Origin of the sequence: Actinoplanes solisilvae (genome assembly GCF_003999975.1) — a bacterium.
GTDB lineage: Bacteria > Actinomycetota > Actinomycetes > Mycobacteriales > Micromonosporaceae > Actinoplanes > Actinoplanes solisilvae.
Genome location: NZ_RJAC01000008.1, coordinates 259,883 through 284,248 on the forward strand (window position 1 = coordinate 259,883; position 24,366 = coordinate 284,248).

14 protein-coding genes are annotated in these 24,366 nt (G+C 71.0%); 6 read left to right on the plus strand and 8 right to left on the minus strand.

Features of this window, described 5'->3' with window-relative positions:
• Nucleotides 1–139: 139 nt before the first annotated feature.
• The 3 genes from EER30_RS22370 to EER30_RS22380 all read right to left on the minus strand — a co-directional run bounded on the left by EER30_RS22370 (nt 140) and on the right by EER30_RS22380 (nt 6,537).
• Entirely contained in the window at nt 140–1,363 is a 1,224-nt protein-coding gene (locus EER30_RS22370; protein WP_127502446.1) for a PP2C family protein-serine/threonine phosphatase, read from the minus strand.
• A gap of 81 nt (nt 1,364–1,444) precedes the next feature.
• Nucleotides 1,445–4,135, minus strand: coding sequence for a helix-turn-helix transcriptional regulator (locus EER30_RS22375; protein ID WP_127502447.1), 2,691 nt, complete (start codon nt 4,133–4,135; stop codon nt 1,445–1,447).
• Nucleotides 4,132–6,537, minus strand: coding sequence for a LuxR family transcriptional regulator (locus EER30_RS22380; RefSeq protein ID WP_240670227.1), 2,406 nt, complete (start codon nt 6,535–6,537; stop codon nt 4,132–4,134). Before EER30_RS22380 ends, EER30_RS22375 begins: the two co-directional genes overlap by 4 nt.
• Nucleotides 6,538–6,758: 221 nt before the next feature.
• Between EER30_RS22380 and EER30_RS22385 the strand changes: the two genes are divergently transcribed.
• The gene (locus EER30_RS22385; RefSeq protein ID WP_127502449.1) at nt 6,759–8,747 is read left to right on the plus strand and encodes a helix-turn-helix domain-containing protein; all 1,989 of its coding nucleotides are present in this window, start codon (nt 6,759–6,761) and stop codon (nt 8,745–8,747) included.
• A 2-nt stretch (nt 8,748–8,749) separates the two neighbouring features.
• Here the strand turns inward: EER30_RS22385 and EER30_RS22390 are convergent, their stop codons facing one another.
• Nucleotides 8,750–9,169, minus strand: a complete 420-nt coding sequence (locus EER30_RS22390; RefSeq protein ID WP_240670228.1) for a dihydrofolate reductase family protein — start codon at nt 9,167–9,169, stop codon at nt 8,750–8,752.
• A gap of 219 nt (nt 9,170–9,388) precedes the next feature.
• On the opposite strand from EER30_RS22390, the gene EER30_RS22395 reads away from it, so the two are divergent.
• Nucleotides 9,389–10,210, plus strand: a complete 822-nt coding sequence (locus tag EER30_RS22395) for an alpha/beta fold hydrolase (protein WP_127502450.1) — start codon at nt 9,389–9,391, stop codon at nt 10,208–10,210.
• Between the two features lie 34 nt (nt 10,211–10,244).
• Here EER30_RS22395 and EER30_RS22400 read toward each other — a convergent pair whose 3' ends face one another.
• Nucleotides 10,245–10,607, minus strand: a complete 363-nt coding sequence (locus EER30_RS22400) for a ThuA domain-containing protein (protein ID WP_240670229.1) — start codon at nt 10,605–10,607, stop codon at nt 10,245–10,247.
• Nucleotides 10,592–11,188 (minus strand): hypothetical protein, encoded by a 597-nt coding sequence (locus tag EER30_RS22405; protein ID WP_127502451.1) that lies wholly within the window; start codon nt 11,186–11,188, stop codon nt 10,592–10,594. Before EER30_RS22405 ends, EER30_RS22400 begins: the two co-directional genes overlap by 16 nt.
• Before the next feature lie 67 nt (nt 11,189–11,255).
• On the opposite strand from EER30_RS22405, the gene EER30_RS22410 reads away from it, so the two are divergent.
• Complete coding sequence (locus EER30_RS22410; RefSeq protein WP_164842445.1) at nt 11,256–15,278, plus strand: tetratricopeptide repeat protein; 4,023 nt, start codon at nt 11,256–11,258, stop codon at nt 15,276–15,278.
• On the opposite strand, the gene EER30_RS22415 is transcribed toward EER30_RS22410, so the two are convergent.
• Together EER30_RS22415 and asnB are read right to left on the minus strand one after the other, a co-directional pair.
• On the minus strand, nt 15,275–16,687 hold the full coding sequence (locus tag EER30_RS22415; protein ID WP_127502453.1) for a Dyp-type peroxidase: 1,413 nt from the start codon (nt 16,685–16,687) through the stop codon (nt 15,275–15,277). The genes EER30_RS22410 and EER30_RS22415 overlap by 4 nt on opposite strands.
• Before the next feature lie 56 nt (nt 16,688–16,743).
• A complete protein-coding gene (gene asnB, locus EER30_RS22420) occupies nt 16,744–18,690 on the minus strand; it encodes an asparagine synthase (glutamine-hydrolyzing) (protein WP_127502454.1) in 1,947 nt (648 codons plus the stop codon).
• A 132-nt stretch (nt 18,691–18,822) separates the two neighbouring features.
• Here asnB and EER30_RS22425 point away from each other — a divergent pair, with 132 nt between their 5' ends.
• The 3 genes from EER30_RS22425 (at nt 18,823) to EER30_RS22435 (ending at nt 24,358) form a co-directional block, all read left to right on the plus strand.
• Nucleotides 18,823–19,515 (plus strand): response regulator transcription factor, encoded by a 693-nt coding sequence (locus EER30_RS22425; protein WP_205650364.1) that lies wholly within the window; start codon nt 18,823–18,825, stop codon nt 19,513–19,515.
• A complete protein-coding gene (locus tag EER30_RS22430) occupies nt 19,512–21,254 on the plus strand; it encodes a sensor histidine kinase (RefSeq protein WP_127502456.1) in 1,743 nt (580 codons plus the stop codon). Before EER30_RS22425 ends, EER30_RS22430 begins: the two co-directional genes overlap by 4 nt.
• Nucleotides 21,255–21,550: 296 nt before the next feature.
• On the plus strand, nt 21,551–24,358 hold the full coding sequence (locus EER30_RS22435) for a PQQ-dependent sugar dehydrogenase (RefSeq protein WP_240670230.1): 2,808 nt from the start codon (nt 21,551–21,553) through the stop codon (nt 24,356–24,358).
• Nucleotides 24,359–24,366 lie beyond the last annotated feature (8 nt).

The window sequence follows — 24,366 nt, forward strand, 5'->3', positions numbered from 1 at the left end:
GTGGCGACGGCGCGCGACGCCGTGCTGAACCCGGCGTCGGCCACCGAGGTCGAGGCCGCGCCAGCCACGACGGAGACCTTCGCCGAGTAGCAATTGTCGGCCGTGCTCGAACGGCTCGGCGTCGTCGGGACGTAGACCGTCAGCGGCGGCCCGGGATGCGGACGGCGAGCATGGCGATGTCGTCGGCGCGATCTCCGGGCATCTCGGCGGCCAGCCGGGTGAGCAGGTCGCGGGGCACGCCGAAGTTGCGGATGCTCAGCCGGCGGTAGAGGCGGGTGAAGCCCTCGTCGATGTTCTGCGCCCGGTTCTCGACCAGGCCGTCGGTGTGCAGCAGGACAGTCGAGCCGGCCGCCAGCGGTGCCGTGTAGGTGTGGCGGGGCGACCCCCGCCGCGCCCCGAGCAGCATGTCGTTGCCGGTGAGCGGGCGGACCTCGCCGTCGGGCTGGATCACCACGGGTGGCGGGTGGCCGGCGTTGGACCAGCGCAGCCGGTGCCCGCCGCTCGGGGCGCGGTCGATGAAGGCGACCACGGCGGTGGCCATCGTGGGCTCGCCGAGCGCGTGGTTCGCGGCGTCGAGGCGGCGCAGCAGGGCCGACGGGGGTTCGCGGCGGTCGACCAGGTAGGCGCGCAGCATGTTGCGGAGCTGACCCATGCGGGCGGCGGCGGCCGTGTCGTGGCCGACCACGTCGCCGATCACCAGGGCGAGCCGGTCGTCGGCGCCGGGGATCACGTCGTACCAGTCGCCGCCGACGCGTTGTGAGGCCGCGGCGCGGTAGTAGGCGGCCAGCTCGAAGTCGTCGAGGTCGGGGAGCTGCGACAACATGGCCTGCTGGAGGGTCTCGGTGATCGCGGCGCGGGCGTCGTGCTTGACCGCGCGGTCGAGGGCCTGGCCGATGTAGAGAGCGAGGGTGGCGATGACGGCCCGGTCGAAGACGTAGAAGGTCTGCGGCTCGTCCCACGCGAGCAGCACGGCGCCGGCCTGGTCGGGCAGCGGCGCGCAGACGGCGGCCTGCCACCCGAGCTGTTCGAAGTCCTCGGCCAGTCCCGGGTGGACGACGGTGAGGTCCATGGTGCTTTCGTAGTACTGCGAGTGGCGGTCCCGGATCGCGGTTCCGGTGAGCGCGTCGGAGACGGTGGTGATCGCGCCACCGCGTGGGCTGGGTGTGATGCCGGCCAGCACCACGGCGGCGTGCGTCGCGGACAGCGCGTCGCGCAGCAGGGCCGGAACGGTGACGAGTACGTCAGCGGTGGTGGACGTGGCGGCCAGTGCCTCGCTCGCGTGCAGCAGCAGTCTGCTGCGGCGCAGGGCCGCGTCGCTTTGCACGGCCGGTTCCATGAGTACAGGGCTCTTCTCGGTCAACATCCTCTGCTCCCCCCATTTCCTGGGATTGAGCCTGACGATTCGCGAGCGCCGCTGCATCCGCCATTTTACTGTCGTCTTGCCTCAGAGCTGCTCGGATGAGCGCTCGGAGAACACTTCGCGGAGCTGATGACGTCCGTTGATACCCAGTTTGGGATAGACGCTGTGCAGATGTGCCCCGACGGTGCGGACCGAGATGAAAAGCTGCTCGGCGATCTCCCGGTTGCGCAGTCCGCGTGCCGCGAGATGGGCGACCTGGCGCTCCTGGTGGGTCAGCACGCCGGTGAGACCGTCCTGGTGGCTGCTCGCGCCGAGCTCCCGGTTGGCCAGTTCGGCGGAGTGGGTGGCGCCGAGCCCGGTGAAGGTGCGGGCGGCGGCCGAGAGCATCACGCGGGCGTCGCGGGGCCGCCGGGCGCGCCGCAGCCATTCGCCGTAGTGCAGCCGTGCAACCGCCCTCTCGTACGGCCATTCGTCGCCGGCCGGATCGGCGGTGGCCGCCACGAAGTGGTCCTCGCCGTCGCCGAGCAGCGCCCGAGCCAGGTGCAGCAGCAGCGCCATGCGGGCTGAGGGTCCCGCGCTGGCCCGCACCCCGTCGATGATGCGGCGGGCGTCGTCGCCGCGGCCGCACCGGATCGCCGCGGCGGTCAGCTCGGCGACGTGCCGGCCGGACAGGAACGGGTGCAGCGGCCGCCCGTCGCGGTCGAACATCGAGCGCAGATATCGGTACGCGTTCTCGTAGTCGCCCCCGGCCGTCGCGGCGAGGCTCTCCGCCCGCAGCAGGCGCACGCCGATCGTACGGTGCTGGTGGATGTCGACCCGGCCGACCGCCCGGCGCACCAGCCGCAGCGCCGGTTCGACCTCGCCGCGCAGGGCGTGCAGCTGGGCCCGCAACGCCTCGGTCCCGGCCGCGAGCACCGGCAGCCCCGCGAAGCCGGCCGCGTCGGCATACCGTTCGGCGGTCGCCCACTCGCCGGTGTCGATCAGTGCGGCGACCAGCGACGGCAGCGCCTCGACGCCCGAGACGGACGAGCGGGCGCGCGGCTCGGCGTCCACGGTGGCCCGAAGCAGCCCGGCCGCTAGGCGCGTTCGGTCCCGATATCCGGCGATTGTTCCGATCACGTTGAGCCGGTGCCGTTCGGGCCGGCTCAAAGCCGCGCCCGGCTCGGGCACCGCCGTCGCGTCGCACAGGGCGATTCCGGCGCCCGACGACGGGTCACGGACCATCCGGGCGAAGGCCGCGATCAGCGGGTCCGAGGACGGGATCGGTTCGAGCGCGCGCCGCTGCTTCTCGTCGCCGGTCATCACGGCGATGACGGCGGCCAGCCCGATCATGGCCTCGCCGATGCGGGAATCAGTGGGCGGGCCGACGCGGCGAGCCCCGGCCACCAGGGCGTACGCCTCGTTCTGACGTCCGGCGCGGGTCAGCGCGGTGGCCGCGGCGTGCGCGGCCAGGTTGACGTCGTCGGGGTCGCCCGACAGCCGCCGCACCTCGCCGTAGAGCTCGCCCGTCCAGTCCGGCTCGCCGAGGTTGCGGGCGTCGACCGCGGCCTGCGCGAACCGGCGGGCGGCGTCGGCCGGTTCGGGCGTACGTTGTGCCGCCTCCTGCATCGCGGCGGCGGCTTCGAACAGCGCGTCACGGTCGCGAAAGACGGCCGCCGCGGCTTCCAGGCCCGCCGCGATCCGCTCGTCCGGGCCCGACGTGGCCGCGGCCAGGTGCTGGGCCCGCCGTTCGGAGTCGGCGGCCACGGTCATGGTCAGGTTCCGGTGTGCCTGCCGGCGTTGGAAGATCGGCACCGAGCGGTACGCGGCCTCGGCCGCCAGCGGATGCGTGAAGATCGCGGCGTCGGCGTCCACGACGACGAGCCCGGCCCGCTCGGCCGGCGTCCAGCAGTCGCCGTCGGGCAGCCCGGCTGCCGCGGTCACGCGCGCCCGCTCGACCGGCGGGGTCGCGGCGGCCAGGTGCAGCAGCAGCCCACGGGTCGGTTCGGGCAGCGCGGCGATCTCGGCGGCGAACGCGGCCTGCAGCCGGCCCCCGGCGTGCCGGTCAGCGGCCAGTTCGACGACGGTCGCCGGGTTGCCGGCCGCGCGGTGCAGGATCTCGGCGCGGGCCCGTCCGGTCGGCGCCCGGTCCTGCGCGTCGAGCAGGCGGGCGGCGTGCTCGACGCCGAGCGGCTCGAGCTCCAGGGTCGGCAGATCGGCCAGCCCGGCCGGCACGTACGCGCCGGTGAGCAGCACCGAGGTCACCTCGGAGATCGCGGTGAGCAGCTCGGCTCCGTCCCGGTCGAGCCGGTGCACGTCGTCGACGGCGACGAGCACGGGCCCGCTGCGGCTCACGGCTGTCAGCACTCCACGCACGACGGACGCGGTGGCCGCGGACGACCAATCACCGCCGCACCCGGGCCGTTCAGAGCCGGTCGCTACCAGACCGGAAATGTCGGGAAGGTCGCGCGGCTCAGGGCGTACGGCGGTGGGCTGTTGACCGTCCAATCCCAGCAGCGCCAGCGCCGCCGGCCCGTGCGCCCCCGGCAATCCGGGCAGATCGCGCCGAAAGGCCAGCAAAAGGTGCCGGGCCAGCGCCGACACATGCGGGGTGACAACGCGATGGCTGTCGCAGGCCCGCCGCACCCCCGCCGCGAGCAGCCGCGACTTCCCCGCCCCGCGCCCGCCGGTGATCAGCAGCCGGTGCCGCCCCGGCCCGAGGCACTCACCGACCCGGGCAAGCTCGCGGTCGCGTCCGATCAGCTCGTGTGCATCGTGCGGACCGAACCCGGTCACGAGGCGGCCCCGGCGAGCAGCGCCCGCAGCTGATGCCGGTTGCTGACGCCGAGCAGCGGATAGATGTCGTACAGATGAGACCCGACCGTGCGCGGTGAGAGGAACAGCCGCCCGGCGATCTCCCGGTTGCTCATCCCGCCGGCGGCCAGCCGCGCGATCGTCTGTTTCTGGGCCGTCAGCGCGGCGAAAGCGTCGCCGGTCACCGGACGGTCGTCGAGCAGCGCGCCCCCGGGCAGATATTTGCGCGTCTGCTCGGCGTGAGCGTCGGCCCCGAGGCGTACGAAAGTGTCGAGCGCCGCCATCAGCAAGGGCCGAGCCTCGACGACCCGGCGTTGTTTTCGCAGCCAGAGCGCGAAGTTGAGCTGGGCTTCGGCCAGTTCGAGCGGCCACTGCGGGGCGCTGTCGGGGTCGCCGACCGCCCGCCGGAAATGTTCCTCGGTCTCGTCGCCGTCGTCGAGCAGCGCCGCGGCGTGCGACAGCAGCATCGCCATCCGCGGCGTCGGCGTGCTCCCCACCCGCTGACGGCAGCCCTGCAGAATGCGCCGCACCTGGGCCTGCGCCCTTCCCCGCCGCCCGATCCCGCTCGCGGCCACGGCGAGCTGCGGCAGCGACCGCGGTCCGAGGAAGTAGTGGACCGGCTCGCCGGCCACGTCGAACATGCCCCGGAAATGCCAGTACGCCTTCTCGTAGTCGCCGCCCGCGAGCGCGCCGAGCCCGGCCGCCCGATGCCGCAGCCCGTCGGTGAACGCGTCGCCGGTGGACGTCGACGGCACGGGCACGACGTCGTTGCGCAACGCACCCAGCGTCGCCCGAAGGTCCGGCAGAGCGGTCAGCAGCAGGCTCACATCCCCGGCCGCCGCGAGCGTCTCGGCCTCGTCGATCGCCTGCTCGGCGTCGGCCCATCGCCCGCCGTCGATCATCGCGAGGATCATCGGCGGGACCCGGACGGCGAGCGCCCCGATCGCGCCGTAGCTGCGCCCGGCCTGCCACAGGCTGGACAATTCGGCCGCGGCGCGGGCGGAGTCGTCGCGCAGCCAGGCGATCATGCTGGTGCCGAGCGTCCACGCGACCTCGGCCCGCCCGGTGAGCACCCCGTCCTCGTTCAGAGTCCGAGGCGAGGCGTACGGGTCGGCGACCGCGAGCACCCAGGCCCGTGTCACCGGGTTCGCGTCGACCGGCAGGAAACTGTCGCCCAGCCCGCCGACCGGCCCCTCGGTGACCAGGTCGAGCAGCCCCGGAAGCTGCTCGCGATGGGCCGCCACCCCGGTGAGCAGGGCGGCGTTCGCGGCCACGGCGACCGCGGCCATGACGAGCTGACCGTCGCGCGGCCGCCGGTGCGCGGCGTGCCGGGCCACGTCGAAGGCCTCGCCCGGCCGCCCTGAGTGGATCATGGCGAGCCCGGCGGCGGCGTCGGCGAAGCCCAGCAGATCGGGATCATCGGTGCGCGCGGCCACTCGCCGGTGCAGCTCGAGCGTCCATTCGGGTTCCCCCGACCGGTACGCCGCCACGACCGCCCGCGCGTAGCGGCGCGCGGCGTCGTCCGGGGCGGGGCTGCGCTCGGCCGACGCGACCAGCGCCCGCGCCTCGCTGACGTAGTCGCGCCGCCCGCCGGCCTGCTCCTCGAGCGCGGACGCCACCGATTCGTCCGGCTCCTCCGATGCCAGGGCCAGGTAGTACGGACTGCCCGTCATCGCGGCGAGATCCCCGTACGCCTCCTGAAGCTCGACGGCCGCCACGGCGAGACAGGCCGTGCGGATCAGCGGATGACCGAACCGGACCCGGCCGTCGTCGATCGCGACCAGCCCGGCGACCTCGGCGGGCTGCCAGTCGCGCAGGTCGGCCGAGCCTCCGCCGGCCAGGTTCAGAACCGTCAGGTGCTCGTCGGCCAGCGCGGCTCGCAGCAGCAGCCGACGGGTCACCGCAGGCAGCGCGGCCACCCGGTCCACGAACTCACGCGGCGGCTCGTCGGCCAGCAGCGCGAGCGGGTTGCCGGCCGCCCGGCGCAGGATCTCCTTGCGGGGACCGCGTCCGCTGACCAGGCGCGCGGCCGAGCAGTCGTCGAGCGGACCCACCGGATAGCGGGCGATCTCGGCGCCCAAACCCGGCGGCGGGGCGCTGCCGCGCGCGGCCAGCAGCAGTCCCACCGGCTCGGCACAGGCGTCCCGCATGATCCGCGTCAGTCCGTGCAGCGCCGCGCGGCCGGCGTTCTCGGCACTGTCGACCACCAACAGCACCGGTGCCCCACCGCCGAGGCGGTCGAGCGCCAGCAGAGCGTCGGCGGGGTCGTCCGAATGCAGCGGTAGCCCCCACTCCGCCGGCCGCCCCGCGTCGAGCTCGCGAACCCGGAATCCCCGCTCCTGGGCGACCCCCGCGGCCGCCCTGATCAGAGTCGTCTTCCCCATCCCCATCTCACCCAGTAACAGCATCGACACAGCATGTGACTGCGCCGATTCCACCAGGGTGCTGAGCTCCTTCATCTCCCGGACGCGTCCTATCACGGCGATCCCCCTTTCAGCCGCGACCATCTGCCGAACCGGTTAATCCCGACACCATCCGATCATCATCGGTGAGCGCTGCGCCACGAAGAAGACACGAAGAATCACCAGCGTGAAAGGGTGGGGGCATGGCGGAGGACGTTCCCTTCGGCGTCCTGCTGCGCCGGCTGCGACTCGCGGCCGGTCTCACTCTCGAACAGCTCGCCCAGTCGTCCGGGGTCACCGACCGGGCGATCAGTGACCTGGAGCGTGGGGTCAGCCGCAACCCGCGCCTGCGTACGGCGGAGGCGGTCGCCGACGGGCTGAAGCTCGACGGCCGCGAGCGCGCGGCCCTGCTCGCCGCGGCCCGGCGTGGCCGGCAATCCTCCACGCCGGTCGTCTCGGGGTTGCCGCTGCCCCGCCGGGTCGCCGACTTCACCGGCCGGCACAGCGAGCTCGCCCAGGTCAGAGCGTGGACGGCCGGGGCCGGCGAGAGCTCGCCGGCGCCCGTCGTGGTGATCTCGGGAGCGCCCGGCGTGGGCAAGACATCCCTCGCGGTGCAGGCGGCCCAGGTGTGGCCGGCCGACGAGCAGCTCTTCGTCGACCTGCGCGGGCTCGACGCGCGTCCGCTGGCCCCGGCCACGGTGCTGGGCCGACTGATCCGGGCGGTCAGCGCCGACCAGCCCGCGGTCCCCCGCGACGTCGACGAGGCCACCGCGCTGTGGCACACGCTGATCCGTGGCCGGCGTTTCGTCGTGGTCCTCGACAACGCGATGACCGAGAGCCAGATCCGTCCCGTTCTGCCGCCGCACGGGCCCACGGTCGTGCTGGTCACCAGCCGCCGCGCGTTGAGCGGCCTGGAAGGCGTACGGAGAATGCGCCTTGATGCTCTGCCCTCCGACGACGCCGTACGCCTTCTGTCGGCCATCCTCGACGACGCCGGCACCCGGTCCTCGCCCGAGAGCCTGCGCCGCATCGCCGAACTGTGCGTCAACGTGCCGCTGGCCCTGCGGATCGCCGGGAACCGCCTGCTCAGCCGTCCGGGGTGGACGCCCGACGACCTGATCACCCGCCTGACCGAGGAGGAACAGCGGCTCGACGCGCTGGCCGCCGGCGACCTCGAGGTCAAGGCCGCGTTCACGCTGTCGTACCAGCAGCTCAGCCCGATCGCGCAGCGCGTCTTCCGCCGGCTGGCCCTGGTGCCGGGCACGTCGACCGGGGTCGAACTGGCCGGCGTGCTCGCCGAGGAGACGATCCCGGCGACCGAGCAGGCCCTCGACGAGCTGGTCGAACTCTCCCTGCTGCAACAGCGCCCCGACGGCCGCCTGGAGTTCCACGACCTGCTGCGCCTCTATGCCGGGCTCGAACTCGACCGCGAGGAGGACTCGGCCGCCCGCGTCGCCGCGATCCGCCGCCGCGACGCCTGGCTGCTCGACAAGGTGGTGGACGCCGGCCGGTTGTTCCCGCCCGGCCCCGCCGGACCGCCCGGCCAAGCTTTCGACTGGCTGAAACGCGAGGCCGAGAACTGGCTGCCCGCGCTGCGCCGGGCGGCCCGCGAGGGCGACGACCAGCGCGTCCTCGACGCGGCCGAGTCGCTGCATTGGTATTCGGACCGCTGGCCGTCGTGGCCGCACTGGGTGACGGTCTTCACGCTGTCGAGCCGGGCCGCCGAACGCCTCGGTGACGAGCGGCTGCGGGCCGTACACCTGGGCTATCTCGCCTGGGTCCACATCGTCTGCCTGAACCAGCCCGACAAGGCCCTCGACCACGCCCGCAACGCCCTCGACTGCGCCGAACGCTGCGGCGACCAGCGCCAGATCGGCTGGGCCGACTTCTACGCCGGCTGGGCCCTGACCCGCCGCGACCGCTGGCCCGAGGCCCTCGGGTACGCCCGCCGCGCCGTCACCCGCTTCCGCACGACAGGCGACCCCGGTCTGCCCAGCGCCCTGCTGCTCCAGGCTCTGGCCGTCCAGGCCATCGGCCCGCCCGACGACGCGATCCCCCTGATCGACGAGGCCCTCGCCGCGGTGCCGTCGTCGGGCGCCGCCCCGCCCGCGGTCGGCGAGCTGCTGGCCGCCCTGAAAGCCCGCGCCCCGGAATCCTCCCCCCTCCACAACCGCCTCACCGGCCCGACCTGAGGTCAGCGTCGCCAGAACAGCAGGTGCGTGACTCCGCTCGGGCTCGGCACCGAGTCGAGGTGGAAACGGTCGAGAAGATCGGTGTGACTCCCCCACAGCCGCTCGCCCCGGCCGAGGTCGATCGGCGCGACGGCGATGTGCATCGTGTCGACCAGGTCGGCCTCGATGAACTCCCGGATGGTCGCGACGCCACCGCCGAGGCGCACATCGCGGCCGTCGGCGGCCTGCTTCGCGCGGGCCAGCGCCTCGGCCGGGCTCGCGTCCAGGAAATGGAAGGTGGTGTCGGCCAGGCTGAACGACGGACGCTCGTGGTGGGTGAGAACGAAGACCGGCGTACGGAAGGGCGGGTTGTCACCCCACCATCCGTGCCACTCGTGGTTCTCCCAGGGGCCGCGCTGGGGACCGAACTTGTTACGACCCATGATCTCGGCTCCTCTTTCCCCCTGGGAAGCCGGTACGCACCATACTCCACCGGTTGCACTTTGCAATCGGTATTGCCGGTCTAGTCGCCTGTCATCTGCCGGTCTACCGGAACGGAGGCGGGCCAGTCTTCCGGTCGATGGCGGGGGGCCAGGGCCCGGCGGACGCTCGGGGTGCCAGCGAGGCGGGGACGGCCCGTCCCACCGGGAGCGGAGCGCGAAATGCCCTACATCACCACCGACGACGGCACCGAGATCTTCTACAAGGACTGGGGCAGCGGGCAGCCCGTCGTGTTCAGCCACGGGTGGCCGCTGAACGCCGACGCGTGGGACATCGAGCTCAAGCTCGCGGCCGACAACGGGTTCCGGGCGATCGCGCACGACCGTCGCGGGCACGGACGGTCGTCGCAGACGTGGACCGGGAACGACATGGACACGTACGCGGCTGATCTTGCGGCTCTGGTCGACGCGCTCGGGCTGCGGGACGTCATTCTGGTCGGCCACTCCACGGGGGGCGGCGAGGTGGTGCGGTTCGCCGCCCAGCACGGCGCGGGACGGGTCGCCAAGATCGCTACAGCGGGGGCGGTGCCGCCGGTCATGGTCAAGTCGGACGCCAACCCCGAGGGGACGCCGATCGAGGTCTTCGACGGCATCCGCGCCGGCGTGCAGGGCGACCGATCGCAGTTCTACCAGGACCTGGCCGTGCAGTTCTTCGGCGCGAACCGGCCCGGCTCAACCGTCTCGCCGGGGCAGCGCGACCAGTTCTGGCGGCTCGGCATGCAGGTCGGGCTCAAAGCCGCGTACGACTGCGTGAAGGCGTTCTCGGAAACCGACTTCACCGCGGACCTTCAGGCGCTCGACGTCCCGATCTTCATCGCGCAGGGCGACGACGACCAGATCGTGCCGATCGCCGACGCCGCCCTGAAAGCGATCACACTGGTCAAGAACGGCACGCTCAAGGTCTACGCCGGCGCGCCGCACGGCATCGTGGGCGCCTACCAGCAGGAACTCGACAAGGACCTGCTCGAGTTCTGGCTGAGCTAGTCCATTCCGCCGGCCCAGCGCAGGCCGCGCTCGATCATCGTGCGACGAACCCACCGGGGTGAACGAGGAAACGGCCGCCGACCATGAGCTGGTAACGCGACGCCTCGTAACCGACAGCGAGCACCCCGCCGTGCCAACCGGCGAACCCGGCGCCCGCCTCGACCCGCTCGACGAGGCCGGCCTCCTGCTCGCCGGTGAACCGTCCGTGGGTCCAGCACTGGACGATCAGGTCGGCGGCGTCCATCGCGGACCGGTCGGTGTAGACGTCCAGAGAATCGGCGAGCCGCAGCTCATAGCCGTGCTCTTCGAGAAACGGCGCGAACAGCGACGTGGCGGCGACCGGCTCGTGCCCTTCCCAACCGCCGCAGACGATCAGAGCCCTCAAGGACAGTCGCACTCGGTGATCGGGATGATCACGTCAGAGCTGTCCCGCTCGGGCGGGAAGAAGGCATCGAAGCTGACCGCCACCCAGTCACCCACAGCAACCGGACGGGTCCACTCCATCTCGTATCGATCGCCGTAGTAGGCAACGGTCTTCTGCGCGGTGGGCTGGCCCTGGGGGATCGGGCTCCAATAGCCGATCGCGAGCAGATAACGGCCGTGGTCCTCGCCCGGGAAGTCCACCGTCGCCTCTTGCTTCTCCACGCGGAACCATTCGTCGAGCACGACCGTCTCGGGATTCGCTGCGTCGAGCGACGGAATGCCCTCGTCACAGACGACTTCAGCCAGCTTGTCGGCGCCGGCTCCCGGCTCGAACGGCTGACCGGCCAGTTTCATCCCGTTCTGCCACGGCTCGCCGCCACGCGTCGGGGGCGGCGACGCCACCTGGATGCGGCGGAACAGCGCGGGCGGGCTGTCGGCCCCGTCTGGCAGCGCGGGTGCGCTCGGGTATCCCAGCGGAGCCCCGAAGGAGAACCGCAGCGAATGGACACACGCACCATCCAGCTTGAACACAGCGTCGCTGAGGCCTACACCCATGACTCGCTCCCCATTGGCGACAGACGTGCGAGAGTGATGATTGATCCTCGACAGTAGGATCAGGAAGGTGGCAGCACAAGGAGTGACGCGGGAACATGGCGTTACCCAGTCATCACAGATCGTGAGTGAACTCTCCGCGACCTGGCGTTCTTATCTGCCCGAACATACGTTGAGGCTGCTGCTGACGGCTGACAGTGTCAGCAATCCGCCAGTTGTCCAGCACGCCGAGGCGGTTGTCCTCTACGCCGATGTCGTCGGTTTCACCGCCTTGGCCGAAAGCTTCGCGGGATCCGGCAGCTACGGCACGGAACAGCTCACCCGCATCATCAACCATTGGTTCGCGCTCACGGCCGATGCGATCGCCGCGTCCGGCGGCAGCGTCGTCGACTTCGCCGGTGACGCGCTGGTCGGAATGTTCGACTACACGCCCGCTACCGCTGCCACCGTGGCTCGCCGTGCGATCCGCTGTGCCGAGCTGATCCGGGAGGCCACCGCCGCGGTGGTTCCGGTGATCACGCCGGACGGCGCCCGCTCCCTGACGATCCGAGTCGGCCTCGCCTCCGGCCAGCTCCTGCTGATGCTGCTCGGCGACCCGGCGACTCGACTCCAGCACCTGATCGCAGGACCCGCCCTCGCCGACGCGATCGATGCGTTGCACCGCGCCGAACGGGGCGAGATCGTGGTCGATGCCGCTCTGCTGGAATCGGCGGAGCCGCTCGGAACGGCCGACCCTCAGTACACCCCACCGGCACCGCCTACCGGCGAGCTGGAGCAGCTTCTGGGACCCTTCCTGCACCCCGCGATCCGCACGAGGCTGCGATATGGACGGCACGAGCTGGTCAATGAACACCGCAAAGTCACGACCGCTTTCGTACGGCTACCCGACCTCGACGTCGGCAACCCCGCGTCGGTGGAGGCGCTGCAACGCTATCTGGCGGCTGGGGTCGCGATCATCGACCAATACGGAGGCCATCTGCGCCACCTGATGGCCGATGACAAAGGCACAATCCTCGTCGCCGTCTTCGGCACACCTGTCAGCTATGAGGACGACGAGGAACGAGCGCTCCGGTGCTGTCTCGAGCTGCTCGCCCTGGGCGGCGCTGACCGAGGTGGGGTCACCACCGGACCGGTCTTCTGCGGCGAGGTGGGCTCCGACATCCGAAGGGAGTACGCCGTCGTCGGTGACGCGGTCAATCTCGCCGCACGTCTCATGCAGGCGGCGCCGCCTGGTCACCTCCTCGTGGACAGAGCCACGTTCAAACAAGTCAGCGACGTCGCTGTCGCCGACGGCCCTATCGAGGTCGTCGCCAAGGGCAAGGCCGCACCGGTGCCGGCGTGGATCGTTCACGCGGTGCCGAACTCGGCGACGTCGAGTCCCCTGCCCTCCCCCGCACCGGGCGCGTTGGTCGGACGCTCGGCCGAGATGGCGAGCCTCCGTGCTCGAGTGCACGAGGCGCTGACGGGCCGCGGAAGCGTCGTCTGGCTTCACGGTGAGGCCGGCATCGGCAAATCTCGGCTGGCAGCCGAGGCCTGCCGCCTGGCCGGGACGCTCGGTTTCACCGGTTACGGCGACAGCTGCCGTTCGCACGGTACGAGCTCCAGTTATCTGGTGTGGCGGTCGATCTGGCGCGAACTGCTCCAGATCGACTCAACCATGTCCCTCGACCGGCAGCGCGAGGCGCTGACCGAACGCGTCGCTCGATACGACGGCACCGGCCAGCGAGCGCCATTGGTGGCCGCGGTCATGGATCTGCCGATGGACGACACCGACCTCACAGCCCAACTCGACCACGCCGGTCGGGACGAACTTCTGCGCTCCCTGTTGCTGGCGTGCCTGAGGGAGCGCGCCGCCGCCGGGCCACTGGTATTGCTGCTGGAGGACTGCCACTGGATCGATCCCGCCTCGCTCAGCCTTCTCGAACTGATCGTCGGACGGCTCTCCGAGCTGCCGGTGCTGCTGCTGGTCACCTCGCGCGAGCCGGCTCCCGGCAAACTGGCTGAGGCGAGGTACGTGGTTGACCTGCAGCTCACACAGATGGCCAGCACGGACGCCCGGCGGCTGGCCATGCTCCGGCTGCACGACCGGTACGGGCGATCCGCCGAGATCGCTGGCAAGCTGGTCGAGCAAATCGACGAGCGCGCCGGGGGAAACGCGTTCTACATCGAGGAACTGGTCGCCTACCTGCACGGTGGTGGCGTCGATCCGGCCGATCCGGCCGGATTGGCCGAATTGCACGTTCCCGGTAGTCTCCAGCGGCTCGTGATGGCTCGCATCGACCAACTCAACGACGACGAGAAGGCCGCAATCAAGGTGGCCAGCGTGATCGGCCGCCGATTCCAGCCGCCGTGGATCGCCTCGGTCTATCCGGCCGCCGGCTCGATCGCGCAGGTGGCGTCCAACCTGCGCCGACTGGACGCGCTCGATCTCACTCCGCGCGTCGGTATCGAGTCCGAGGCGGAGTTCCAGTTCAAGCACCCGATCACACAGGAAACGGCCTACCAGAGCATCACCTACGACACACGCGCCACCCTGCACGAGCGCGCCGCGATCTTCATTGAGGAGACCTTTTCCGACCGGCTCTCTCAATATGTCGATGTACTAGCTCATCACTACTCACACACTGAACGCCTCGACAAGCAGCGGCTCTGGTTCCGGGCGGCCGGCGACCGCGCCAAGGCGATCTTCGCGAACGAGACGGCGACCCACTACTACGAACAGTTGCTGCCACTCCTGCCCGAGGCTGAACAAGCGGCACTTCACATCGAGATCGGCACCGTGCATCACCACACGGGACAATGGAGCAAGGCCGAACGCCATTACCGGCTGGCAATGCGAGCCGCGAAGGCCACCAAGCGCCGCGAGATCGTCGCTGCCGGACAGCGCCAACTCGGCGACCTGCTCATGTACACCAGTTCACACGCCGAATCGGTGAGCTGGCTGGAGCGGGCTCTCGCCGGCTTCGAGCGTATCGGCGACGCTGCCGGACTGTCGCGAACGATGGACCGGATGACGTTCGTGCTCTTCCGCCAGGGCGAATACGGCGAGGCGATCGCGATGGCCGACCGGCACCTCGCGATGGCGACTGCGGCCGACGACCGGGCGGCGATGTGCGCCGCGTTGAATCACCTCGGCCTGTGCCTGCTCAACACCGGCAAGCCGGACGAGGCGATCGCGCACTTCCAACGAGCGTTCAGCACTGCGGAACAAACGCTCGACCGGCACTGGATGCTGGTCAGCGCGGGCAATCTGGGCTGGGCGTTCCAGCGCAACGCCGACCACGTGCAGGCCATCGCCTCATATCGACAGGCGCTGGACGTGGCGCATGACATCGGCGCACGACCCTCCGCGAGCATCACGGTCGGAAACATGGGCGAGATCTACCGCGCGGAGGGCGATTTCGCACGGGCTCGGGCATGCGCGATGCACTCGCTTTGGGTCGCTGTCGAACTACGCGATTGGATCCCCGTAGTCGATCAAGTGACCGGCCTGGGCGTGATCGCCGCCGCTGAAGGGCGCCCCGAGGAGGCACAGCGCCTGCTGGAGCGAGTCATCCCGCTAGCACGCGAGTTCGATGCTCCCTACTACCTGTGCGAGTCGCTCCATCGCCTGGCCAAACTGCACCTGAGCGGAGGTCGCCCTGCGGTGGCGGAGCGGCTGAACTCCGAGGCGCTGCGCGTCGCCGAGGAGCATGATGAGCGAGACACACAGGTGAACGCCTACCTCCTCGCGGTCCGTCTGCGCGTCGACAACGGTGAGATCGAGCCGGGGTTCGCCGCCGGAGCGCTACGCAAGGCAGCCGAACGATGGACCGAGCCCCACGAGGTGGCGGCGCTGCTCGATGCCGCCTGGCAGGCGGACCCCAACGACGACAACGCCCGGAGGACGGCCGCCGACATCTACGAGCGGCTGTACGCGCGAGCACCCAGCCTGGAGTACCGACACGCGTACCGGCGCCTCACCGGAGTGCGCCTGCCGCCCGGACCGCCGCTGCCTGCCCTTCCACAATGGATTGTGACGGACACTGGGCCTGACCTCGAGACGCTGCTCGAACGTATCGACCGGATGCCGCGCCACGACCGTAGGAACTAGTCGTCGAGGCTTTCGTCGCCGGCGAGCCGGCGCAGGGCCGGCAGGGACGGGGCGAAGGCGTAGACCGCGCCCGTCGTCGTCACGAAGCCGCCGTACGCCAGTTTGGGGATCTTGTCGACGACGGCGGCGGGGAGGCGCTCGGCGGCCTCGTCGGGGTTGGGGCCCAGCACCGGGTCGAAGCCGTCCCAGCGCTGTGGCTCGGCGGCGATCTTGCCGTACTTGGCCAGGTAGCTCGACGGGAACTCGGCGTTGCCGGCCCAGCTGCGCTGCACGGCCTCGAACTGGTCCTCGATGCTCGCCACGTACGAGTTGAAGACCATGCCGCGTTCTTGCCGGTCGGGGCGGGCGCGGTCGAACGGCGGGCCGAACGGGATGCCCCGGCGCAGCATCTTACGGCCGCGGTCGCGGAAGACCTCGTCGTCGCGCGGGTTCACCTTGCGGATGTGGGCGAACTGCGGCGTGGTCTGACCGCTCGGGTCGTTCTTGAAGCTGAAGTCGTTCCCCCCGGAAGGGGCGGCCGGGTCGGCCAGGGGCTTGCCGTCGAGGCTGCGGCCGACCGCGCGGGCGGCCACGTCCTCGGCTGTCTCGCCTGGGCGGCGCAGCGACTCCATCTTGTCCCACCAGCCTTGCGCGTCCTGGGTGAGGCGGCGGAACACCTGGAACGAGCCGCCCCGCATCCACGGCGCCGGGGCGGGGCGCGGCGCCGCCGTCGCGGGCCGGCGTTCGCCGGGGCAGCCGAGGATGAACTCACCCGGGGCGACGACCGACGCGGCCGGGAGCCCCGCGTCGTCGGCGAAGCCCTGGACGCCCGGCTGGGAGAGGCCGTCGACGAAGCCGAAGTGGTCGTAACGGCGGTCCTTGTCGTCGCGGTGGACCTTGCCGCGTTCGAGGTGGAGCACCTTGAGCCCGGCCGCGGCGGCCGCGTTCTCCTCGCGGCGGACGGCCTGCACGAGGGTCTCGTCGTCGCCGGCGGCGATGGTCAGCAGGGCGTCGACCGACGGGCCGAGGCCGCCCACGACCCACGACGCCGGGTCGCTGCGGCCGATGTCGCCGAGGAGCGCGGGTGTCGTGGTCACGCGGCCCTGGTCGTCGAGCCGGGGGCCGAGCGGGCCGCGCCAGAAGGCGTCGTAGCCGGCCAGGCGGTTCGCGGTCTCGGGGTGCAGCACGACCAGGCCGTTGGCGGTGAGCCCGACGTTGAGCAGGGACTGGCCGGCGTTGAACCGGGACGGCCCTTTGGGTGGCACGTCGTCGGTGCCGGCGACGCGGTCGGCGGCGCCGGTCAGCCACCGGCGGGCCCCGGCCCGGTCGTTGCTGAACGACAGGGCCAGGAACGCCTGGTGGCGGCCGCCGAAGGGGCGCAGGATGTTGCCCTGGATCTGCTGGGGATCGTCAAGCGGTGAGGTCGGCATGGTGAAGCGGCATCCCCTCGGTCGTTTCGGGCGCGACCGAGGGTAACGCCGATTGGTTACTGACCGGTCAGGACTGTCGTGATTCGGTCGGAGGGAATCGTGAGGGCCGGCCGGGCGGGCGTCACGAGCGGCGCGGGCCGGATCGTGCGGTCGACGAAGATCGCCCACCACAGGCAGAACATGGCAACCGTCCACACCTTGCGGGAGTTGTCGGCCACGCCGGCCCGGTGGTCGCTCAGCAGCTTCAGCACGTAGTCGACGTCGATCAGGTGGCGGGGCGCGGAGCCGGAGATCAGGCCGGCCACCCAGTCGCCGATGCCGCCCTTGAGCCACAGCCGGGTCGGGGTGGGGAAGCCGAGCTTTCGGCGTTCGCGCACCGACTCGGGGACGATCCCGCGCATCGCCTCGCGCAGCGCGTGCTTGGTCGTGTCGCTGTGCGGCGGCAGCTTCTGGTCGGTCGGCAGCCCGGCCGCGGCGGCGTACACGGCCTGGTCGAGGAAGGGCACCCGCAGTTCGAGCGAGTGCGCCATCGACATGCGGTCGGCCTTGGTGAGGATGTCGCCAGGCAGCCAGGTGTGCAGGTCGACGTACTGCATGGACGCCACGTCGTCGACGTCGGCGGTCTCGGCGTACAGGTGGGCCGTGATCGCCGTGTGCGGGTCGGAGGTGTAGCGCAGCAGTTGGGCCTTCTCGTCGGGCGAGAAGATGCGGGCGTTGCCGTAGTAGCGCTCCTCGATCGGGGTGGTGCCGCGCTCGAGGAAGCTGCGGCCGCGCACCCCCTCGGGGATGACGTGGGCGAGTTTGCCCAGGCCGCGCTTCATGCCGTCGGGCAGCCGCTCGACGCGGGACAGCGACATCGGCTCGCGATAGATGGTGTAGCCGCCGAACAGTTCGTCGGAGCCTTCGCCGGAGAGCACGACGGTGACGTAGCGCGACGCGGTCTGGGCCAGGAAGAAGAGCGGGATGAGCGACGGGTCGGCGACCGGGTCGTCGAGCAGATGCACGATGCGGGGCAGCTCGCGGATGACGTCGTCCTCGGTCACCACGGTCGGGGTCAGGCGTACGCCGAGCTGGTCGGCGGTGTCCTGGGCGATCTCGATCTCCGAGTAGCCCTCCTGGCCGAACCCGGCCGTGAAGACGTGCAGGTCGGGCTTGGCCTCGCGGGCCAGCGCGACGATCGCCGACGAGTCGACGCCGCTGGACAGGAACGCCCCGACCGGCACCTCGGCGTGCAGGTGCTGGTGCACGCTGTCGCGCAGCGCGTCGCGGATGGCCTGCTGGGCGTCCTCGGGCCGCAGGTGCAGCGGGCGCAGCTGCGGCCGGAAGTAGCGTTCCGTACGCAGGCCGCCACCCGGCGTCCACACCAGGCGGTGGCCGGGCGGGAGGCGCCGGATCTGGCTGTGCAGCGTCAGCGGGTCGGGAACGTACTGAAAAGTGAAGTAGTGGGCGAGCGCGTCCTTGTCGATCGCGGCGCCCGAGGCGGCGGCGAAGGGCAGCAGGGCCTTGCGCTCACTGGCCAGGAACAGCCCGTCGACCGTCTCGAGGATGTACATCGGCTTGATGCCGAACTGGTCGCGCGCCGCGTGCAGCGTGCCGGTCCACTGGTCGTACGCCGCGAAGGCGAACATGCCGCGCAGCCGGGGCAGCGCCGCCGGACCCCAGAAGTGGAACGCGGCCGCCAGCACCTCGCTGTCGCCGTCGGTGGCGAAGGTGGCGCCGTGGTCGCGGATCAGCTCGCTGCGCAGCTCACGGTAGTTGTAGATCTCGCCGTTGAACACCACGGTCCAGCGGTCCTTGTAGTGCACCGGCTGCGCCGCCTCGGCCCGGTCGATGATCGCCAGCCGCTTGAACCCGAACGCGGCGCCCTCGGCGAACTCGACGCGGGTGTCGTCGGGACCACGGTGGTGCATGGTCTCGAGCGCGGTCGCGAACGCGTCAGCCGTCGTCCGGTCGGGCACTCCGGCCCCTGGACGGCTGCTCACGAAGACGTTCAGCCCACACATGGGTTCCTCCCCTGTTCGATGCCGGGGAAAGGTAGGTCGGCTCCTGTGAAGAACTCATGCGCTCATCGCAAACGGTTCGGATCTTCACAGGAACCGCACATTCGTTGGCTGGAGTGGCAACGCCCGGTCACAATCGCGAACGTGACCGCACGTATCCTCGTGGCCGACGACGACCCGAAGCATGCCCAGCTCATCCGGCTTTACCTCGAGCGCGAGGGCCACCAGGTCATCACCGTCGGTGACGGTCGCGCCGCGCTGGACGCGGCGAGGGCCCGCAAACCCGACCTCGTGGTGCTCGACGTGATGATGCCGCTGGTCGACGGCCTCGACGTCTGCCGCATCCTGCGCGCCGAGTCGGACGTCGCGATCCTGCTGGTCACGGCCCGGTCGTCGGAGAACGACATGCTGCTCGGGCTCGACATCGGGGCCGACGACTACATGACCAAGCCGGTCAGCCCGCGCGAGCTGATGGCCCGGGTGCGGGCGCTGCTGCGCCGGGCCGGGGCGGCCGACGGGCCGTCGTCGATCGTGCGGGTGGGCGACCTCGAGGTCGACGCCGGCCGGTTCGAGGTACGGGTACGGGGTGAGGCCGTGACGCTGACGGCCAAGGAGTTCGGCATCCTCGAGCTGCTGGCCCGCGAGCCGGGCCGGGTCTTCACCCGCGGCCAGATCATCGACAAGACGTTCGGGTTCGAGCACGATGTCTCCGAGCGCACCGTCGACGCGCACGTGGTGAACCTGCGCCGCAAGATCGAGGAGGACCCGGCCGAGCCGCGTTACGTGCAGACGGTCTACGGCCGTGGCTACCGGATGGCCGAGCGGTGAGTTTCCGGCTGCAGATCTTCGTGCTGGTCACCCTGGTGGCGGCGACCGCGATCGGGGCGACGGCCTGGCTCACCCTCAACCTGACCTCGCGCGAGGTCACCGACGCCCTGGAGGCGCAGGCGCGGCACCGGGCCGAGATCGTGCAGGAGATCCAGCGGTACGGCCTGAGGCACGGGAACTGGCCCGGCGTGAACCGGCTCGTGGTCGACCTGTCCCGCCGCACCGGTCTGCACATCCGGGTGCAGACCTCGGAGGGCGAGGTGCTCAGCGACTCCGACGCCGAGGCCAAGCGCCCGATCGGGCCGGTGCAGGCCATCAAGTACGACATCGACCCGTTCCCGGCCCTGCGGCTCGCCCGCGGACCGCACCCCAAGGACCGGTCCGACGCCGAGCTCGCGAAGCTGGTCCCGGTCCCGAAGAACCTGTACGGCCCGGACCCGACCGACCTGGTCGCCGGCAGCCCGGCGGCGCTGGCCCTGCGGCAGGCCGCTCAGTACCGGGCCGGCCTCATCCTGGTCCGCTGCCTGCACGAGAGCACCGGCGAGGAACCGGCCCTGGGCCGCGACGAGGCTCCCTTCGTGACGCCGCAGCAGCTCAAGCGGTCACCCGACTGCCTGCGCCGGGCCACCGCCAAGGTGCTCGGCGACCGGCACTGGCTGCTCGGCTACTGGAACTACCTGATCTCCTGCGGCGACTCCCGGGGGCTGACCGAACCGGCCCGCACCAAGAAGGGCCTGACCTGCCTCAACGGCGCCTACATCGACACGGTCATCACCAGCTCGGCCGTGCCGCTCGAGCTCTACCTGGGCGGCCGCGGCTCGCTCACCGCGGCCGACTTCGGCCGGCCCGCCGTGGTCGGCGCCGCGGGCCTGCTGCTCATCACGCTGGCCGGCACGTTCCTGATCGCCCGGCAGGTCAGCCGCCCGGTGCGGCGGCTCACCGGGGCGTCGATCCTGCTCGCCGCGGGCCACCTCGACGCGCGGGTGCGCACCGACGGCCGCAGCGAGCTGGCCCAGCTCTCCCAGTCGTTCAACACGATGGCCCGCGCGGTGCAGGACAGCGAGGAGCGTCAGCGCCGGCTCATCGCCGACGTCGCGCACGAGATGCGTACGCCGTTGTCGAACTTGCGGGGTTATCTCGAGGGGCTCTCGGACGGCGTGATCGAGCCGGACCGGGAGCTCTTCGCGTCGCTGCACGAGGAGACGATGCTGCAGGGGCGCATCCTCGACGACCTGCAGGTGCTGGCCCTGGCCGAGGCCGGCGAGCTGGGCTACAGCCGTACGCCGACCGATCTGACCGACCTCGCGTCGTCCAGCGTCACCGCCCATCGAGCGGTGGCGATCGAGGCGGGCATCGAGCTGACCGCCGACGCCCCGCAGCCGGTGTGGATCGAGGCCGACCCCGACCGGATGCGCCAGGTTCTGGGCAACCTGCTGACCAACGCGATCCGCTACACCGATCGCGACGGGCGGGTGATCGTGCGGGTGCGGGCCGAGGGCGGCCGGGCGGTCCTGGAGGTGCGCGACACCGGTGTGGGCATCTCGGCCGGCGATCTGCCGCACGTGTTCGAAAGATTCTGGCGGGCCGACCCGGCTCGGCAGCGGGCCACCGGCGGCACCGGTCTGGGGCTGACGATCGCCCACCGGATCGTGACCGACCACGGTGGCCGGATCGAGGTCGTCAGCCAGCCCCACCTGGGCACGAACTTCACCCTCAGCTTCCCCCTGACCACCGTCTGACGGATCCGACGCATCGACGCTCGTGAGCGGAAAGCGCCCTCGCGGCTTTCGGCTGATGATGCAAAAGTTATGTAGGTCGATCGGAAAGTCTGGACAGGACCGTTCCGTAGTTCCTAACGTGAGCGTCACTACAGGAATGTTTCAGGTAGATGTCAGTTCCCCCGCTGGCTGCCTGAAGCACGCCTGTGCCACAGCAATCCCCGGCTGCGGCGCGGCGGCACGCGCCCCGCCTGGCGTATTCGATGTCAGGAAGGGACCACGTGAACAGACAGACCCGGACCCGTCGATTTACAACGATGGCAACGGCCTCCCTCCTCCTCTCCACCGTCCTCACTGTCGCCGTCGGACCGGCGACCCCGGCGGCCGCGGTCATCAACGCGGCCGATTTCCAGCAGGTGACCCTGGCCAAGGGTGTAGCCGAGACGGGCGAACCGATGAGCCTGGCCGTGCTGCCGGACCGCTCGGTGCTGCACTCGGCCCGCAACGGCACGCTGCGGCGCACCGACGCGAGCGGGAACACCGCCGTCGTCGCCAACATCCCCGTCTACACCCACGACGAGGAGGGCCTGCAGGGTGTGGCGGTCGACCCCGGCTTCGCCACCAACCGCTACATCTACCTGTTCTACGCCCCGCCGCTGAGCACCCCGTCGGGCGACGCCCCGGCCACCGGCACCTCGGCGACCTGGGCCACCTGGGCCGGCGTCAACCGGCTGTCGCGGTTCACCCTCAACGCGGACTTCTCGGTCAACATGGGCAGCCAGGTCAACCTGCTGGACGTGCCGACCGACCGCGGCCAGTGCTGCCACGTCGGCGGCGACATGGACTGGGACGCGGCCGGCAACCTCTACCTGTCGACCGGCGACGACTCGAACCCGTTCGACTCGGCCGGCTACTCCCCGATCGACGAGCGCACCGACCGCAACCCGGTCTACGACGCCCAGCGCAGCGCGGGCAACACCAACGACCTGCGCGGCAAGATCCTGCGGATCAAGCCGAACGCCAACGGGACGTACTCGGTCCCGTCGGGCAACCTCTTCGCGCCGGGCACGGCGAACACGAAGCCCGAGATCTACGCGATGGGCTTCCGCAACCCGTACCGGATCAGCGTCGACAAGGCCACCGGCGTCGTCTACGTGGGCGACTACGGCCCCGACGCCGGCACCACCTCGTCGACCCGGGGACCGTCGGGCCAGGTCGAGTTCAACCGGGTGACCGGGCCGGGCAACTACGGCTGGCCCTACTGCACCGGCACGAACACCAGCACCGAGACCTACAACGAGTGGAACTTCGCGACCAACGCGACCGGCGCCAAGTACAACTGCACCGGTGGTCCGACCAACAACTCGTTCCGCAACACCGGGCAGGGCACGTTGCCCCCGGCCCAGCCGGCCTGGATCCGGTACGCCGGTGACGCCGGCTCGCCGTCCGAGTTCGGCGGCGGTTCCGAGTCGCCGATGGGTGGCCCGGTCTACCGCTACGACGCGAACAACCCGTCGACCACGAAGTTCCCGCAGGTCTTCAACGGCAACTTCTTCGCCGGCGAGTTCGGCCGGGGCTGGATCAAGCCGATCGTGGTCAACGCGGACGGCACCCGGGGCGCGATCGACACGTTCCCGTGGAACGGCAAGCAGGTCATGGACGTGGCGTTCGGCCCGGACGGCGCGCTCTACGTCCTCGACTACGGCACCGGCTACTTCAACGGCGACGCGAACTCGGCGCTCTACCGCTACGACTATGTGGCCGGCGGCAACCGCGCGCCGACCGCGGCGGCGAGCGCGACCCCGACCTCGGGCTCCGCGCCGCTGACGGTCGCCTTCTCGTCGGCGGGCAGCAGCGACCCCGAGGGCGGCGCCCTGACCTATTCGTGGGCGTTCGGTGACGGCACCACGTCGACGGCGGCGAACCCGTCCAAGACGTACTCGGCCAACGGCAACTACACGGCCACGCTGACCGTGCGGGACCCGCAGGGCGCGACCGGCACCGCCAGTGTCCCCGTGACCGTGGGCAACACCGCGCCGCGGGTCACGATCAACGCCCCGTCGGCCGGGCAGCTCGCGTCGTTCGGTGACAGCATCCCGTGGAGCGTCACGGTCACCGACCCCGAGGACGGCACGATCGACTGCTCGCGGGTGACGATGGCCTACGTGCTCGGCCACGACCAGCACGGACACCAGATCACGTCGCAGACCGGCTGCTCGGGCACGATCGTCATCCCCACCGACGGGGAGCACGACGACGCCGCGAACATCTTCCCGATCTTCGACGCGTCCTACACCGACAACGGCGGCCTCGTCGGCAACGCCCAGAACATCCTCGCGCCGCGCAAACGGCAGGCCGAGCACTACAAGACGTCGCAGGGCGTCACCAAGATGACCAAGACGACGGCCGAGGGCGGGCAGACCGTCGGTGACATCCACAACGGCGACTGGATCCAGTTCGACCCGTACAAGCTGAACAACGCGACGTCGTTCACCGCCCGGGTCTCCTCGGCCGGCATCGGCGGCACGCTCCAGGTGCGTACGGGATCAGCCACCGGCACGGTCATCGGCTCGGCGGCGGTCACGTCGACCGGGTCGTGGGACACCTTCGTCAACGTCACCGGGTCGATCAGCGGGGCGCCGGCCGGCACCACGTCGCTCTACCTGACCTTCTCCGGCGGCACCACGGGCGCGCTGTTCGACCTGGACAGCTTCTCGTTCGCCACCGGCACGGCGCAGAGCCTGCTCTCGCTGAACAAGACGGCCACCGCCTCGAGCACCGAGAACGCCACCTACCCGGCGTCCGCGGCGGTCGACGCCAGCACCACGACCCGCTGGTCGAGCGCGTTCTCGGATCCGCAGTGGATCCAGGTCGACCTGGGCGCGACCTACACGGTCTCCCGCGTACGCCTGCTGTGGGAGGCGGCCTACGGCTCGGCCTATCAGATCCAGACGTCCACGAACGGCACCACCTGGGCCACCCCTCGAACGGTGACCGGCGGCAACGGCGGCGAGGACGACAACACGGGCCTGAGCGCGCAAGCTCGGTACGTGCGCATCAACGGCACCGCGCGGGCCACCGCGTGGGGCTACTCGCTCTTCAATTTCGAGGTGTACGGCAGCTGATCCTTCCC

What these genes read in the sequence shown, in the direction of transcription:
- EER30_RS22370 (WP_127502446.1), bottom strand. Translation starts at nt 1,363, where the DNA reads ATGTTGACCGAGAAGAGCCCTGTACTCATGGAACCGGCCGTGCAAAGC.
- EER30_RS22380 (WP_240670227.1), bottom strand. Translation starts at nt 6,537, where the DNA reads ATGGGGAAGACGACTCTGATCAGGGCGGCCGCGGGGGTCGCCCAGGAG.
- EER30_RS22385 (WP_127502449.1), top strand. Translation starts at nt 6,759, where the DNA reads ATGGCGGAGGACGTTCCCTTCGGCGTCCTGCTGCGCCGGCTGCGACTC.
- EER30_RS22390 (WP_240670228.1), bottom strand. Translation starts at nt 9,169, where the DNA reads ATGGGTCGTAACAAGTTCGGTCCCCAGCGCGGCCCCTGGGAGAACCAC.
- EER30_RS22395 (WP_127502450.1), top strand. Translation starts at nt 9,389, where the DNA reads ATGCCCTACATCACCACCGACGACGGCACCGAGATCTTCTACAAGGAC.
- EER30_RS22405 (WP_127502451.1), bottom strand. Translation starts at nt 11,188, where the DNA reads ATGGGTGTAGGCCTCAGCGACGCTGTGTTCAAGCTGGATGGTGCGTGT.
- EER30_RS22415 (WP_127502453.1), bottom strand. Translation starts at nt 16,687, where the DNA reads ATGCCGACCTCACCGCTTGACGATCCCCAGCAGATCCAGGGCAACATC.
- asnB (WP_127502454.1), bottom strand. Translation starts at nt 18,690, where the DNA reads ATGTGTGGGCTGAACGTCTTCGTGAGCAGCCGTCCAGGGGCCGGAGTG.
- EER30_RS22435 (WP_240670230.1), top strand. Translation starts at nt 21,551, where the DNA reads ATGGCAACGGCCTCCCTCCTCCTCTCCACCGTCCTCACTGTCGCCGTC.